Here is a 13964-nt window from a genome sequence, read left to right on the forward strand (position 1 = left end):
GCCAGTCCTCTAATATAAATATGATTGCTATTGATTATTATTTGTTTTTACCGCTGCCGCTGCAGCAAGGACATGTTTCAGAGCCGCCAAGAACGAGTTGGAAATACCCTTTACCTGAGCAATATGCACATTTCTTTGTTGTTGTTTCAAGTGTTGATCTCATCGTCCTTATCTCCCCTTTTCTAAAAAGTTTTTGTTGATTTCTGATAATATACCATCCTTTGATTTTTTAGAAAAGGGACAAAAAAGCGCGTGTACAGCCATGAAAGCGAATACATTTATCTGTTTCATCCGTTATCTTGCTATTTCTTTAAATTTCAGAAAATTAAAAAAATAAATTATAACTCGTATATCCGAATTGCTCACCTGGATCTATTGGATCCAATCCAGATTTAAGAAGGGTGAAATCATACTTAATCATCTCATGAATCATCACCGATGTTTTCTGATTTTCCTGAAGCTCTTCTTTGGTCATCCACTTTACTTCCTCAATTTCACCTTCACAAGGGACAGCTGTTTGAGCCAGGTCCTTCTGTTTCATCAAAAACAGAACCATATTATCACTGATCTTGTCCTTAATCACCCCGGACCTGATCCCAATGATCCCCATGGTATCCGTGTCCAACCCGGTTTCTTCTTTTACCTCGCGCTGGGCCGCCTGTTCCAGAGTTTCCCCCTCATCAACAAAGCCGGCAGGGAGAGACCACATTCCCTTAAGACCGCCATACTTCTTCTTTACAACCAGCCAGCGCCCCTTCTCATCCACAATTAGACCTGCAGCAGCAAGCCACACATTTCCCCGCTTCACGCTGTTTCCTCCGATCTCTTTGTAAGTGGGATTTTCTCCTCACTATAACACTGTTTTTAAACGCTATGTATCCTGTTAGCCCGTCAGTATCTTTGATCACAAGGACTAATCATCCTGTTGCTCACTAAATATAGTGTGTTTCCTCTGATCACCTTATTAGCCAGTGACTTTCTCTAATACAGTGTTTTCTCTCTAATCACCCTACTAACCAAGGCTTTTCTTTCTTTATTACGGTGTTTTCCCTCTAATCACCCTATTAGCCAGTGACTTTCTTTTTATATTACGGTGTTTTCTCTCTAATCACCCTATTAACCAGGGCTTTTCTTTCTTTATTACGGTGTTTTCCCTCTAATCAACCTATTAACCAGTGACTTTCTTTTTATATTACGGTGTTTTCTCTTTAATCAACCTATTAACCAGGACTTTTCTTTCTATATTACGGTGTTTTCTCTCTAATCACCCTATTAGCCAGTTACTTTCTTTTTATATTACGGTGTTTTCTCTTTAATCACCCTACTAACCAGGGCTTTTCTTTCTATATTAGGGTGTTTTCTCTCTAATCACCCTATTAGCCAGTTAATTTCTTTTTATATTACGGTGTTTTCTCTCTAATCACCCTATTAGCCAGTGACTTTCTTTTTATATTACGGTGTTTTCTCTCTAATCACCCTATTAGCCAGTGACTTTCTTTTTATATTACGGTGTTTTCTCTTTAATCACCCTACTAACCAGGGCTTTTCTTTCTATATTAGGGTGTTTTCTCTCTAATCACCCTATTAGCCAGTTAATTTCTTTTTATATTACGGTGTTTTCCCTTTAATCAACCTATTAACCAGTACTTTTCTTTCTATATTACGGTGTTTTCTCTCTAATCACCCTACTAGCCAGGGCTTTTCTTTATTACGGTGTTTCCCCTCTAATCACCCTACTAGCCAGGGCTTTTCTTTCTTTATTACGGTGTTTTCTCTCTAATCACCCATTAGCCAGACGCTTACTTTTTTAATAATACGTCAACTAAACAAAAAAAGCAGAACGAGTGATTCGCTCTGCTTTTTTATCTATTAAAAGAACTTGAATTTACCTTTTTTCATTACCAGGCCTGCTCCGCCGACCATGTAAAGCGCGCGGTTATCGACCATTTTCTTCATGAATGAAGCTTTTGATCCCATGAGTTTTTTGCCAAACACAAGACCGATTGCATCGTCTTCACCTAAAGAACATACAGTTCCTTTGATGTCTGGTGTGAACTGCTCCAGTGCATCATTGCCTTTCAACAAAGCCGTGATATTGCGGGCACAAGTTTCACCTTGCTGCATTGCAATCTGGGCTGTCGGAGGATACGGGCGGTCTGTCTCTTCGTTGATCATCAATGAACAGTCCCCGATGATGAAGATGTTGTCGTGGCCCGGTGCTCTTAAGTCTTTTTCTACTTTTACACGGGCTCTCATATTCTCAATGCCTGACTTTTCGATCACAGGGTTTCCGCGGACACCAGCAGCCCAAACGATTGTGCCTGCCTGGATTTCTTCCACTTCGTCTTCCCCTTTAGAGATGATGACAGAGTTTGCAGTCGCTTCTTTAAGCGGCATACCTATGCGGAATTCCACGCCTTTTTTCTCCAGTTTAGCGCGAGCATATTTAACAAGCTCAGGATCAAACCCAGGAAGGATCATTGGTGCAGCTTCCACACATACGATTCTGACTTTCTTGTAATCAACATCGTATTCTTTGCAAAGCTCAGGGATTCTGTTACCAAGCTCTCCAAGGAACTCGATTCCTGTAAAACCGGCACCGCCGACTACGATTGTCAGACGCTCGTCTTTTTTATCTTCTTCGTTTTTATAAGTTGCGAATTGATACTCGATATGTTCACGAAGCTGGCGGGCGGAATTGATGTTGGCAATCATGAAGGCATGTTCATGAAGTCCTTTGATTCCGAACGTTTCTGAAACCGCACCAAGTGCAATGACAAGATAGTCATATTCAACTTCGCCATTGTCAGTGATCACTTTCTTTGCATCTGTTTTAATATCTTCCACTGTAGCTTGCATGAAGTTCACTTTGTGGCCGTCGATGACATCTTTAATATCGTACCGTACTTTATCATGATGCAGCGTTCCTGCGGAAGCCTCGTGCAGCCATGTTGTTTCATAATGGTAATCATTCTTGTTGATAAGAACGATTTCCGCTTGATCTTTACTGAATTGTTTTTGCAGGCGAGTCACTGTCATCAGGCCGCCATACCCAGCACCTAATACAACTATTCTTGGCTTTCTCAACGAAATCACATCCACCTTTTTCTTAGAATTTACGATGAATTATGTTTAGCATCCACCGCAGGCAAGATTTTTATTTGAAGAAATATGAAAATAAATAAAGAAATATAAATAAGTATGTGACAAATTTCACGATGAAGAACAAAAAAGGATGAAAAATGTCATAAAATCTTAACAATATGCCCTATCTTACATATTATTCTTTTTACTTTTGATTTTCAAGGTATAACCCTAAAGAATTAAACTTTAGAAAATTTAGAATAAATACGATACTTCACTTATGCTGGAAGCAAGAAATGAAAGCGGAAACAATAATACTGATAATTCGCAATTTTGATACATATTTTGTGAAGAAGTGAGCTCATGTGGTATTATAGATACTATAGTTGCAAAACAATCAGGAGGGATATCACTTGAAAGAGGATCAAAAAGTATATGATATTACAATCATCGGTGGAGGTCCAACAGGGCTGTTCACAGCTTTCTATGGCGGTATGAGAAAAGCCAGTGTCAAAATCATTGAAAGCCTGCCTCAGCTGGGCGGACAATTATCTACCTTATACCCTGAAAAATACATCTACGACGTAGCCGGATTCCCAAAAGTAAAGGCACAAGATCTCGTAAATAACCTAAAAGAGCAAATGGCACAGTTTGAGCAGACGGTCTGCCTTGAGCAAGCTGTGGAAAATGTCGAAAAGCAAGCCGACGGCGTCTTCAAATTAACGACGGATAAAGAAATCCACTATTCCAAGACCATCATCATCACTGCCGGAAACGGTGCGTTCCAGCCAAGAAGATTGGAATTGGAAGGATCTTCTACATATGAAGGAAAAAATCTTCATTATTTCATAGATGACATGCAATACTTTGCCGGCAAAAAAGTAGTGATCTGCGGGGGAGGAGATTCAGCGGTCGATTGGGCATTGATGCTTGAGCCGATTGCAGAAAAGGTTACGCTTGTCCACCGCCGTGACAAATTCCGTGCACATGAACACAGTGTGGACCAGCTTCACCAATCATCCGTTGAAATCAAGACACCTTTCGTCCCAACCGAAGTGATCGGTGACGGAGAAAAAGTGAATCAGCTTATGCTGGAAGAAGTTCGCGGAGAAGCAAAAGAAGCCCTCGAACTTGATGAACTTATCGTCAACTTCGGCTTCGTCTCTTCCCTGGGACCTATCAAAGACTGGGGCTTGGAAATCCAAAAGAATTCCATCGTGGTAAACTCCAAGATGGAAACAAATATCCCAGGTATCTATGCAGCAGGCGACGTATCCACTTATGAAGGAAAAGTTAAGCTGATTGCCAGCGGTTTCGGCGAAGCGCCGACGGCAGTTAATAACGCAAAAGCATACATGGATCCAAAAGCCCGCGTGCAGCCTCTTCATAGTACATCCTTGTTCAGCTGATCAAGAAAGATAGTTAGTGGACGAAAATCTAACATGATTTTCGTCCACTTTTTATATTCCGTTTGTATTGATAAAGCTAATTGATTTGATAAAGCTAATACTGATAGATAGATTAATGCTAAGTTGTCAAAAATATTAACCATGGTGATTGGAGCGGAGGGTGAACGACCTCCTGCGGGAATAGCGGGACAGGTGAGACCCCGCAGGCGAAGCCGAGGAGGCTCACCGCCCGCCCCGCGGAGTCGTGCACCTGGAGCGGAAATCAGCTTGAAGCCTTAAGAATAAAGAAACCCCTAATGCCATTCTATGTAGAGTGGACTCCACAGCGTTTAATCGCAGCTTTTACGGGTAGAGCATCTAGTAAGAAATCTTTAAAGCAAAAAGGATGATTGCCATGAATGTACTCGTTATTGGAGCTAACGGAAAAACAGGAAAACATGTTATTTCCTCCCTCGTCAATAGCAGCCAGCACTTCGCCAAAGCGATGATTCGCAAGGCAGAACAGATCGACACAATGGAAGGTCTTGGCGCTAAACCGCTTGTCGGAGACTTGGAAGAGGATTTTTCTTATGTTTTTGATGAAGTGAATGCCGTTATTTTTGCAGCTGGCTCAGGAAGTGCGACCGGCCCTGACAAGACCACTGCCATTGATGAGGAGGGAGCCATAAAAGCCATTGATTATGCAAAACAGAAAGGCTTGGACCGCTTCATCATGCTGAGTTCCATGGGGGCGGACACCCCTTCGCTTGGACCAGACGGCCTGCAGCACTACTTAGAAGCCAAAGGGAAAGCTGACCAGCACCTTGTCGAGAGCGGATTGAACTATACCATCGTACGTCCTGGCGCCCTTGTGGATGGTGAAAGGACAGGAAAGATCATTGCTTCTTCTTCCATCACGGACAAAAGCGGAAGAATCACCCGTGAGGATGTGGCGGATGTGCTGACTGCATGTCTTACCGCTCCGGAAACCTACCATAAAACTTTTGAAATCCTGAATGGTGACATGCCTATTGGTGAAGCGTTGAAAAAGATATAAAAAATAAGCCCCTCTCGGAAATCGGACATTTCCGAAAGGGGCTTTTTCATGTGAAGGATCAGCAGTTCTCAGGCGTACCGGCATTCGCCGCTGTCCTGAAGGAAGATCCGCATCCACAGTTGGCGATGGCATTAGGATTTTCGATAGTGAAACCGCCGCCCATCATTGACTGTTTATAATCAATTTTCGTTCCGTTAAGGATTGGGGCGTCCTGCTCCTTTACCAACACTTTGATGCCATTCTGCTCAAGCTGGACATCATTTTCACCGGCTTCATGCTCAAAGCCCATCCCGTAAGAAAGGCCGCTGCAGCCGCCGCCTTTAATGGAAACGCGGATAAATGCTCCCTCTTCCTCATTCTGTTTCATCATATCCTTGATTTGCAATGCTGCCGCTTCTGTAATGACTACAACATCTGACATATGATTCACCTCCATTATTCCGTGTTTTACATCTATCTTCTCACTTTATTTTATGACTATTTAGTGTACAGTATATACTTTTTTGCCTTCATCCTCAACCAATCTGCAAAAATAGGCGAGTGCGGAAAAGCTGTTTTCACCAGTTAAAAAGCAGGCAGGATCCTTCCTTTTATTAGTTCTCGTATAGCTGGCAAAGCGGATTGATTCTCCGCTCCGAAGTTGCTTCATCTGTTAGGAATATTTCAGGACCACAACTCAGGAGCTCAGTCTTAACCATTTTCCGAACAGGTAAATCGCCACCTCCTGCTCCATGGAGTCACACACCCGAAGTGGAAATGAAAGACCTCCATCAACTAGCAACCTATATACGAAAACAGCCAGCTTTAAAATATGATAATTTATGGAAGTTAACTAGTTCTTTTTTACTTGTAATAGTTTATAATGTAAGTAATATTACCTATTAAGATAGGAGCGTCCAGAAATGACTGAAATATCTCCTTATTATCAACGCAGTTTGACGTGTTTTGCATGTCATGGGGATTTTAAAACAACCAAGATCCGCTCCAGGTTCATAAGATTTCACCAACACGATACGGATTTTTGCCCCAATTACCTAACAGAGGATTTGAACCCTCTCTTCTATAATGTGAATGTTTGCCCTCATTGCGGTTTCTCTTTTACAGACAGCTTTTCCAAGTCTATGAGTCCGGTGCTCAGGAATGAAATTCACAAGCATATCACCGCTCATTGGAGTGGACAGAGTTATGGGGAACTGCGGACAAGTGAAGAAGGGATCAAAACGTATAAATTGGCCATTCTAAGTGCCGGCGTAAAAAGAGAGAAACCCATCGTAAAAGCTGGACTTTATTTACGGACTGCCTGGCTGTACCGTTCCATGGAAGAACAAGAACAAGAATGCCGGTTTTTGAGTTTGGCAGTAGAGGCCTACTGTGTTTCCTACAGCCAAGAAGATTTACTTGATACTCAAATGTCGACCGCCAGGATTCTGTATTTAATTGCAGAGCTATATTACCGCCTCGGCAAATACCCACAATCTGCCCTATATTTCTCCAAGGTCATCCAGCAGCAAAAGCTTACGAAAGAACCGAGGATTATCGAAATGGCACGCAATCGATGGGAGGATTTACGGGAAAATTATAAGAAGGCAAAATAAAAGCTGGGACTCCCCAGCTTTTTTCAATCATAGACCCCCGGATAAAATGCCTCCAGCAAATTGCCATCAGGATCATAGAACTTAAAATGGCCTATGTGAGAAGGGTTTTCTTCTACTTCTACATTGTTTTCTTTCAATTCATTATACAAACCTTCACAGTATTCCTTTGATATCCTAAGGACCGGATGTGTGGTATTATGGGTTCGGTTTATCTCCTTGTTCTCGATCAGGCATAAGACCGGTTTACCGTTTTTTCCTCCATCATAAGAGGAGGAATCGCCGAAAGCCAGGACGACCGTCGTGCCGTAATCCGCCGCAATTGTAAGACCCAAGGTATCCTGGTACCAAATGGCCGCTGTGTTGATATCATTTACATATAGGTTGGTTTGCAAAAGCCCGGTAAAATATGACATAGTTTGCTTCTCCTTTGCAATTAGTATTTTCCCCTAAGAATTATTCACCAATAAGGATAAATAAAAACAGGCAGAAAAAAGTTATTTTTTCTGCCTGTCCCAAGTTGATTTATAAGTTAAAACATCGGATTTTCTTCTAAGAATTGATAAATATTTTCCACAAGTTCGTCCGGACTGTCACCCTGTACCACATCCCCATTGACAAGAGCAAAGAAGGATGATGCACATTTTCCGCAGTATCCCAAACAGCCATATTCCACTACATCCAAGTTAGGGTCCCTTTCCAGAGCTTCGAGGGCTTTTTGTGCCCCGCTTGCAAGATTGCTTATGCAAAACTCAATAATTGGTTTCACTTTTTTCACCTCGCTATTGCTACATGATAATGCTACCTTTTTTCAAGGATAACGTCAACGAGTTGCACTTTACTTATCGTCAATAAACCGGCCAATAGGATGGAAAAATTTACTGAGCAGCGGTCCTGTCAAATAATCTATATTATGTGAAGAATTTGTCATAATTCTGTTGTGAAATATCTATTATTTCGATATACTTTTTAGTGATTACGTTTTATTTTATATGAATAATAGATAAATATGTCCACTATTGAAAGTGCTTACTTAAACCTGTTCCTCATTTCACCAGCTTTGCATCTCCCCCGCATCGTCAATCAGCCGGGCTTTTCAGCATAGTGAAAATAGAAATGAGTTCATCATTCAAGTGCAAAAGGGGAAATTACGTTATGAAAAATTTAGTCCTGCTCGGTGGCGGGTACGGAAATATGCGGGTGCTCCTTCGCCTGCTGCCCAACCAGCTTCCTGATGATGTTTCCATTACCTTAATAGACCGGGTGCCTTATCATTGTTTAAAAACTGAGTATTATGCGCTTGCCGCAGGTACCATCTCCGATCAGCATGTCCGTGTGGATTTTCCGGAACATTCAAGACTTACTGTAAAATACGGTGAGGTAACAAAAATCGATGCATCCAGTAAACTTGTTCATTTGAACGGCGATGAAGCGGTCAGCTATGATGATTTAGTCATCGGTCTTGGCTGTGAAGATAAGTATCACGGTGTCCCAGGAGCAGATGAATTCACTTACAGCATTCAATCCATTGAGAAGTCACGGAAAACTTATGAAGCCCTTTGCAACCTGCCCGCAGGTTCAGTAGTTGGAATTGTGGGTGCCGGCTTAAGTGGAATTGAATTGGCTAGTGAGTTGCGTGAAAGCCGCTCCGACTTAAATATCAAGCTGTTTGACCGCGGCTCAAGGATTCTTGGTACATTCCCAGAAAGATTGAGTTCCTACGTCCACAAGTGGTTCGAAGAAAACAACGTGGATATCGTCAATAATTCCAATATCACGAAAGTTGAACCGAATACACTCCATAACCATGAAGACAGCATCCACTGTGATGCCATCGTCTGGACAGCCGGCATCCAGCCAAATAAAATTGTCCGGGACTGGGAAGTGGAAAAAGATAAGCAAGGCAGAGTCGTACTGACGAAATATCATAACATCCCTGAAGATGAACATGTATATGTAGTCGGAGACTGCGCAAGCCTTCCACAGGCACCAAGTGCACAGCTGGCAGAAGGACAAGCAGAACAAATCGTCACCGTCCTGCTGAAACGCTGGAAAGGTGAAGAGCTTCCGGAAGAACTTCCGCGCATCAAACTGAAGGGTATCCTTGGGTCCCTTGGTAAGAAACACGGTTTTGGACTTGTGAACGAGCGATCCATCACGGGCCGTGTGGCAAGGCTGCTGAAATCCGGTGTCCTCTGGATGTATAAATATCATAATGGTTGATTCTGATACAAAGGAAAACCAACGGCTTGGATGCCGTTGGTTTTTTGCTGTTTGGGAGCATCACCTTTTTTAGCCGGTTTGACGCAATTCTTTCGATTACAGAGTTCCCCCTCGTAATGAATAAAGTTTTTATTGCGATTGGACAGGCATTAAATTATTCTTCCATATTCCCTGCCATAACGAATAAAAAAACCCGTCACACCTTAAAAAGGTATGCGGGTCTAAATCAACAAGCCTGGTATCCGTATTTTTCAAGCTCAGAAAAAACCGTTTTCAACTTCGGATTTCCTTCTCCTACCACTTTTCCGAAGATGGAAACGACAGGATAAAACATATCTTCCTCAATGACACGGGAAGCGAATTCCTGCAGTTCCTCCTCTTCCGGTGGATTGAATATATCTACGTATCTAATTTTAAACGGCTGTTCTGGAAACTTTCTCGCTATCGCTGCATCCAGCCATTCATATGTTTCCTTGGATGTCGGCAAGTTTACGCAGCTTGCGCAGACTTTCTCCGCTCCATAAACGAGGATTTCCACTTCTTTTCTCTCCATGACTCCACCCCTTTATCTTCCTTTCTCTTATTTTACAAAACTTCCACAATATTCGTAACTGAAAAGTTTAATAAGAACTCATCATTCCATGTTTCTCCTTATTCTGAATTCGTCTTATGGTCTGACCAGAGTATTTGAATGGTGTATCCAGATAGCCATTTGGAAGTACTTTTTTATAATACAACGCTTTCATTATCATTTTACAAGGGAAAATTTAACACATGAATTCGTCTCAACTGATAGATTTTTTCAGCATATATTATTATAATAGAAAGTAAGGTAAGGAAAGGAGTCGATTGTACATGACACAACAAGAGTTAGTACCTCAAGTACAAGAGGTATTAGATAAATTACGTCCGTTCTTGCTTCGCGATGGCGGGGACTGTGAATTGGTCGATATTGAGGATGGCATTGTAAAGCTTCGTCTTCTTGGTGCTTGCGGCAGCTGCCCGAGTTCAACTATTACATTAAAAGCTGGTATTGAGCGCGCGCTGCTGGAAGAAGTTCCAGGAATCGTTGAAGTAGAACAAGTATTTTAATTTTAAAAGGCAGACCTGCCAATCCAGGTCTGCCTTTTTCTTTAATGTGAAAGATTTTTGGGATGTTTATTGGCCGTAAATATGCCAAACGGGTGAACTGCCATGAGCAGGTCACCCCTTTTTTAATTATGCCGCTCTTTGTTCAAGGCTGTTTCCGTATAAATTGTTGCTATCGGAAAAATCCTTAGTGCCGGATTTTTCCTTCGGGTATAAGGGTTTTTCTAACTGAACAGGGTGATTAGCTCTTTTCTTTCTTGTTTAACAGGGTGATGTCTGTAAATTATGACCATATCTCTTGAACTTTATATTTAATAGCAACAAAATTTTAGAAAAGAGCCTTGTTCACTAATGTTTTTGGTCTGTCTCCTTCAAGAACCGCTTGGATATTGCTGACGCAAAGCTTCATCATCTCCATCCTTGTTTCAACCGAAGAACTTCCGATATGCGGAAGGGCGACGACGTTATCCAAGGACAATAAAGGGTGATTCTCATCAATCGGTTCTTTCTCAAATACATCAAGACCCGCTGCCGCAATCTCACCTTCTACAAGGGCATGATATAATGCTGCTTCATTAACAATCGGGCCCCTGGCAGCATTAATGAAAATGGCCGAGTTTTTCATCATTTGGAATTGTTCCTTCTGCAGGAGTCCTTTCGTTTCCGGAGTTAATGGTGCCAGGCAGACTACATAATCCGACTCGGACAGGAGCTCTTCAAGGCTTGCATATTTTGCCCCTAATATTTCTTCTGCTTCAGGTTTTCTGGAGCGGTTATGATACAGGATGTCCATGTCAAAGCCTTTTGCCCTTTTGGCAAACGCTTCACCTATGCTCCCCATCCCAATGATCCCCACCGTTTTGTGATGGATATCCGTTCCTGCCATAAGGAGCGGTGACCAGCTTTTCCATTGTCCTTCTCTTACATATTTGTCTGCCTCAATCAAGCGGCGGGCTGCAGCCATCATCAAACCGAAAGTGAGATCGGCTGTTGTATCTGTCAGAACATCCGGAGTGTTGCAGACAACAATCCCTTGTTCATTTGCCGCTTCCAAGTCAATGTTGTCATATCCCACTGCCAGGTTGGCGACGACTTTCAGATTCGGCGAACTTGCTAAAAGCTCTCTGTCGATTGGGTCTGACAACATGGACAGGATCCCCACTGCCTTACCTGCGTTTTCAAGCAATATTTCACGCGGGACCGCTGTATTCTCATCATCCCACATACCCACTTCATATTTTTCCTCCAAAGAAGTCAAACCCTCTTTAGGCAGTTTACGTGTAACATAAACATATGGCTTCATTTCTAGTCCCCCTGCATCATTGCTCTTTTCCCTATATTTTAGCAATATCAGAAGGGATTGGAAAGCAGCATGCTTCAACCCAGCCAGGCAACTCCAGGGATGCCGTAAGACTTCACCGGCACTTCAGCGACTCCAAAAAAGCTGCCTAGGAACTGTTCGTAATGACGGGTTGAATTCAAATACCCGTACAATTTCTCCTCCATTTGCAACTGTTGTCCTTCCGATTCCGCCAGATAGTAGTTCTCCACGGTTTCAAAGTAATGCAGCGGAAATAACAGTCTCGCAAAAACCAGTCTCCAGGAAAAAGAGGATAGAGGGGAGACTGACTGATAATCACGGATAAACTGGCGAATGTCCGGCTGATGGGTGTTCTGTTTCATAAAATATCTTTCCCGGACAAATTCAGCAATATCTCTCCCGCCATGGTCAAATACCCAGTCAAACGGATTACGTATAGTGACTTCCTTCCCCCAGACCCCTTCTAAAAAGCGCTCATGGCAAACAGTCCCTGAATCTGCGTAAACCGGGTTGTCATCCATTTCTGTATCTACTAAATATTGAACCGCATTTTCAGCCAGCCCAATATAATAAGGACAAGTATCAATGAACATTCTTTCAAACTCGTCTCCCGGATGGTTCTCGATGACCATTTGATATGCTTTTTCCATTTGTTCAATCCTTTTTTCCCAGAGAGACTTCCACTGGCCGATGCGGCTGATGTGAGTGATTTTCTCTTCAATGGCCCGTCCCCGCTGGTGAAATTTTGCAAGCTTTCTTCCCAGCTTCGTCTCAGCATTCCTGCTGTGAGGATCGTTCTTCAAAACAGTATAATCCTGTTCCTTTTCTCTCACCAGGAAACGCCCCTCCGCTGTGGGAACAAATGCAGACACATAGCGGTCTCCGTATTTTTTCATATGCTCTGTAATGTTATAAAGCTCCACCAGGTTTTCCTGTTCCAGATTGGTTACGTTGACAATAGTATATATGGAACCTTCCGCCATATATCTTTGTGCTCTACCGTCTTTGAACGACCGTTCCGGCTGCAGTCCATAATGCTTCGTTAAAATATCCTCCATGAGACTCTCCCCCAAATGATTCTTTTACCTATGTATATGATTGAAAAAGGCTCATTCATGAGGGGAAATTGGGTGGGACAAAAAAGTATAAAGGACTTCTAAAAAATGAGCTTGTTTCATAAGACTATAAGTACACACTATTTTTTTACAGAATATTAGTATACTTACCTGCTGGGGGCAATAATAGATAAGTGAATGAAAAACATTTGGGGCAGAATGGACATTCAGTTTTTGCATGAAAAAAAATGAGGAAAAGGTGACGGAGATGAAGGATAAAGAATCTAAGAAATTATCAGAAGAAACGGCACGCAGATGGCTGCATGAGCGCGGTGTCGAAATAGATGATATCGCCGAGCTTGTCCTGTTCCTGCAGAAAAAATACCATCCTAACCTGGGAATCGAAGAATGCCGTAATAACATTGAAAGAGTACTCTCAAAACGCGAAGTCCAAAATGCAATCCTTACAGGGATTCAATTAGACCGCCTCGCTGAAAAGGGCATGCTTGAAGAACCCCTGCAATCCATAATTGAAGTGGATGAAGGCCTCTATGGCGTCGATGAAATTCTTGCCTTCTCCATCGTGAATGTGTATGGATCCATCGGGTTTACCAATTATGGATATATTGATAAGCAGAAGCCGGGCATACTCGCAAAATTAAATGATAAGTCATCGGATAAATGCCATACCTTCCTTGATGACATTGTCGGCGCCATTGCTGCCGCAGCCTCTTCCAGACTGGCACACCGGTATGATGAGGAAGAGGATTAAAATATAATAGATAATAAAAAAGGAAGGGCCGCAGCCTTCCTTTTTGTTAATTTTTGATAAATTGCAAAGGGGCATGCATCTTGCATAAGCCCTGCTTTGTATGTAACGTTTTGGGGATATCCTTTTCACGACAAAATTGCGTCTTAATTCTTCCCCTCATGTCTTTGACGAGCCTTCTCAAGACACTTTTGCGCCTGCATTTTTCCTTTCGTGTACTTGAAACGCTTCGTAAAGACACTTTTAAGCATAAATTCTTCCTCTCTTGTCCTTGAGACTCTCCCTCAAGGCACTTTTGGGCATGAATTCTTCCTCTCTTGTCCTTGAGACTCTCCCTCAAGGCACTTTTGGGCATGAATTCTTCCTCTCTTGTCCTTGAGACTCTC

At 42.4% G+C, this 13964-nt stretch carries 14 protein-coding genes and 1 pseudogene; 6 read left to right on the top strand and 9 right to left on the bottom strand.

From position 1 onward, the window contains the following. Nucleotides 1-37: 37 nt before the first annotated feature. From V1502_RS17320 to V1502_RS17330, 3 genes are all read right to left on the bottom strand, one after another. Nucleotides 38-163: a YuiA family protein gene (locus V1502_RS17320; RefSeq protein ID WP_409251847.1), complete on the bottom strand. Its 126-nt coding sequence runs from the start codon at nt 161-163 to the stop codon at nt 38-40. Between the two features lie 162 nt (nt 164-325). After that, a complete protein-coding gene (locus V1502_RS17325) occupies nt 326-808 on the bottom strand; it encodes an NUDIX hydrolase (RefSeq protein WP_409251848.1) in 483 nt (160 codons plus the stop codon). A 1061-nt stretch (nt 809-1869) separates the two neighbouring features. Further along, a complete protein-coding gene (locus tag V1502_RS17330) occupies nt 1870-3087 on the bottom strand; it encodes an NAD(P)/FAD-dependent oxidoreductase (RefSeq protein ID WP_409251849.1) in 1218 nt (405 codons plus the stop codon). 410 nt (nt 3088-3497) lie between these two features. Between V1502_RS17330 and V1502_RS17335 the strand changes: the two genes are divergently transcribed. Together V1502_RS17335 and V1502_RS17340 are read left to right on the top strand one after the other, a co-directional pair. Then, a complete protein-coding gene (locus V1502_RS17335) occupies nt 3498-4493 on the top strand; it encodes an NAD(P)/FAD-dependent oxidoreductase (RefSeq protein ID WP_409251850.1) in 996 nt (331 codons plus the stop codon). A 394-nt stretch (nt 4494-4887) separates the two neighbouring features. Then, nucleotides 4888-5529 carry an SDR family oxidoreductase gene (locus V1502_RS17340; protein ID WP_409251851.1) on the top strand — a complete coding sequence of 214 codons (642 nt, stop codon included), beginning with the start codon at nt 4888-4890 and terminating at the stop codon, nt 5527-5529. Nucleotides 5530-5587: 58 nt separating this feature from the next. On the opposite strand, the gene V1502_RS17345 is transcribed toward V1502_RS17340, so the two are convergent. Then, nucleotides 5588-5950, bottom strand: coding sequence for a HesB/IscA family protein (locus tag V1502_RS17345; RefSeq protein ID WP_409251852.1), 363 nt, complete (start codon nt 5948-5950; stop codon nt 5588-5590). 481 nt (nt 5951-6431) lie between these two features. Here V1502_RS17345 and V1502_RS17350 point away from each other — a divergent pair, with 481 nt between their 5' ends. Continuing rightward, nucleotides 6432-7124: a DUF2225 domain-containing protein gene (locus V1502_RS17350; RefSeq protein WP_409251853.1), complete on the top strand. Its 693-nt coding sequence runs from the start codon at nt 6432-6434 to the stop codon at nt 7122-7124. 23 nt (nt 7125-7147) lie between these two features. Here the strand turns inward: V1502_RS17350 and V1502_RS17355 are convergent, their stop codons facing one another. Together V1502_RS17355 and V1502_RS17360 are read right to left on the bottom strand one after the other, a co-directional pair. Further along, nucleotides 7148-7537, bottom strand: a complete 390-nt coding sequence (locus V1502_RS17355; protein ID WP_409251854.1) for a VOC family protein — start codon at nt 7535-7537, stop codon at nt 7148-7150. A gap of 116 nt (nt 7538-7653) precedes the next feature. Next, on the bottom strand, nt 7654-7890 hold the full coding sequence (locus tag V1502_RS17360; RefSeq protein WP_006838050.1) for a YuzB family protein: 237 nt from the start codon (nt 7888-7890) through the stop codon (nt 7654-7656). Between the two features lie 386 nt (nt 7891-8276). Between V1502_RS17360 and V1502_RS17365 the strand changes: the two genes are divergently transcribed. Then, nucleotides 8277-9344 carry an NAD(P)/FAD-dependent oxidoreductase gene (locus V1502_RS17365; RefSeq protein WP_409251855.1) on the top strand — a complete coding sequence of 356 codons (1068 nt, stop codon included), beginning with the start codon at nt 8277-8279 and terminating at the stop codon, nt 9342-9344. A 226-nt stretch (nt 9345-9570) separates the two neighbouring features. Here the strand turns inward: V1502_RS17365 and V1502_RS17370 are convergent, their stop codons facing one another. After that, nucleotides 9571-9897, bottom strand: coding sequence for a YuzD family protein (locus V1502_RS17370; RefSeq protein WP_409251856.1), 327 nt, complete (start codon nt 9895-9897; stop codon nt 9571-9573). Between the two features lie 320 nt (nt 9898-10217). Between V1502_RS17370 and V1502_RS17375 the strand changes: the two are divergent. Then, nucleotides 10218-10436 (top strand): annotated as a pseudogene (locus V1502_RS17375) (NifU family protein); the annotation flags it as partial. Nucleotides 10437-10761: 325 nt separating this feature from the next. Here V1502_RS17375 and V1502_RS17380 read toward each other — a convergent pair. Together V1502_RS17380 and yutH are read right to left on the bottom strand one after the other, a co-directional pair. Continuing rightward, nucleotides 10762-11736: a 2-hydroxyacid dehydrogenase gene (locus V1502_RS17380; RefSeq protein ID WP_409251857.1), complete on the bottom strand. Its 975-nt coding sequence runs from the start codon at nt 11734-11736 to the stop codon at nt 10762-10764. A 74-nt stretch (nt 11737-11810) separates the two neighbouring features. Then, the gene (yutH, locus tag V1502_RS17385; protein ID WP_409251858.1) at nt 11811-12812 is read right to left on the bottom strand and encodes a spore coat putative kinase YutH; all 1002 of its coding nucleotides are present in this window, start codon (nt 12810-12812) and stop codon (nt 11811-11813) included. Between the two features lie 265 nt (nt 12813-13077). Here yutH and V1502_RS17390 point away from each other — a divergent pair, with 265 nt between their 5' ends. Further along, entirely contained in the window at nt 13078-13581 is a 504-nt protein-coding gene (locus V1502_RS17390) for a phosphatidylglycerophosphatase A (protein ID WP_409251859.1), read from the top strand. Nucleotides 13582-13964: the final 383 nt, after the last annotated feature.

Source organism: Rossellomorea sedimentorum (assembly GCF_046237645.1).
In the GTDB taxonomy this organism is placed as follows: domain Bacteria; phylum Bacillota; class Bacilli; order Bacillales; family Bacillaceae_B; genus Rossellomorea; species Rossellomorea sedimentorum.

Excerpts from the sequence above, each read along its gene's own strand:
- V1502_RS17390 (WP_409251859.1), top strand. The coding sequence starts at position 13,078 with ATGAAGGATAAAGAATCTAAGAAATTATCAGAAGAAACGGCACGCAGA.
- yutH (WP_409251858.1), bottom strand. The coding sequence starts at position 12,812 with ATGGAGGATATTTTAACGAAGCATTATGGACTGCAGCCGGAACGGTCG.
- V1502_RS17380 (WP_409251857.1), bottom strand. The coding sequence starts at position 11,736 with ATGAAGCCATATGTTTATGTTACACGTAAACTGCCTAAAGAGGGTTTG.
- V1502_RS17370 (WP_409251856.1), bottom strand. The coding sequence starts at position 9,897 with ATGGAGAGAAAAGAAGTGGAAATCCTCGTTTATGGAGCGGAGAAAGTC.
- V1502_RS17365 (WP_409251855.1), top strand. The coding sequence starts at position 8,277 with ATGAAAAATTTAGTCCTGCTCGGTGGCGGGTACGGAAATATGCGGGTG.
- V1502_RS17320 (WP_409251847.1), bottom strand. The coding sequence starts at position 163 with ATGAGATCAACACTTGAAACAACAACAAAGAAATGTGCATATTGCTCA.
- V1502_RS17350 (WP_409251853.1), top strand. The coding sequence starts at position 6,432 with ATGACTGAAATATCTCCTTATTATCAACGCAGTTTGACGTGTTTTGCA.
- V1502_RS17355 (WP_409251854.1), bottom strand. The coding sequence starts at position 7,537 with ATGTCATATTTTACCGGGCTTTTGCAAACCAACCTATATGTAAATGAT.
- V1502_RS17345 (WP_409251852.1), bottom strand. The coding sequence starts at position 5,950 with ATGTCAGATGTTGTAGTCATTACAGAAGCGGCAGCATTGCAAATCAAG.
- V1502_RS17340 (WP_409251851.1), top strand. The coding sequence starts at position 4,888 with ATGAATGTACTCGTTATTGGAGCTAACGGAAAAACAGGAAAACATGTT.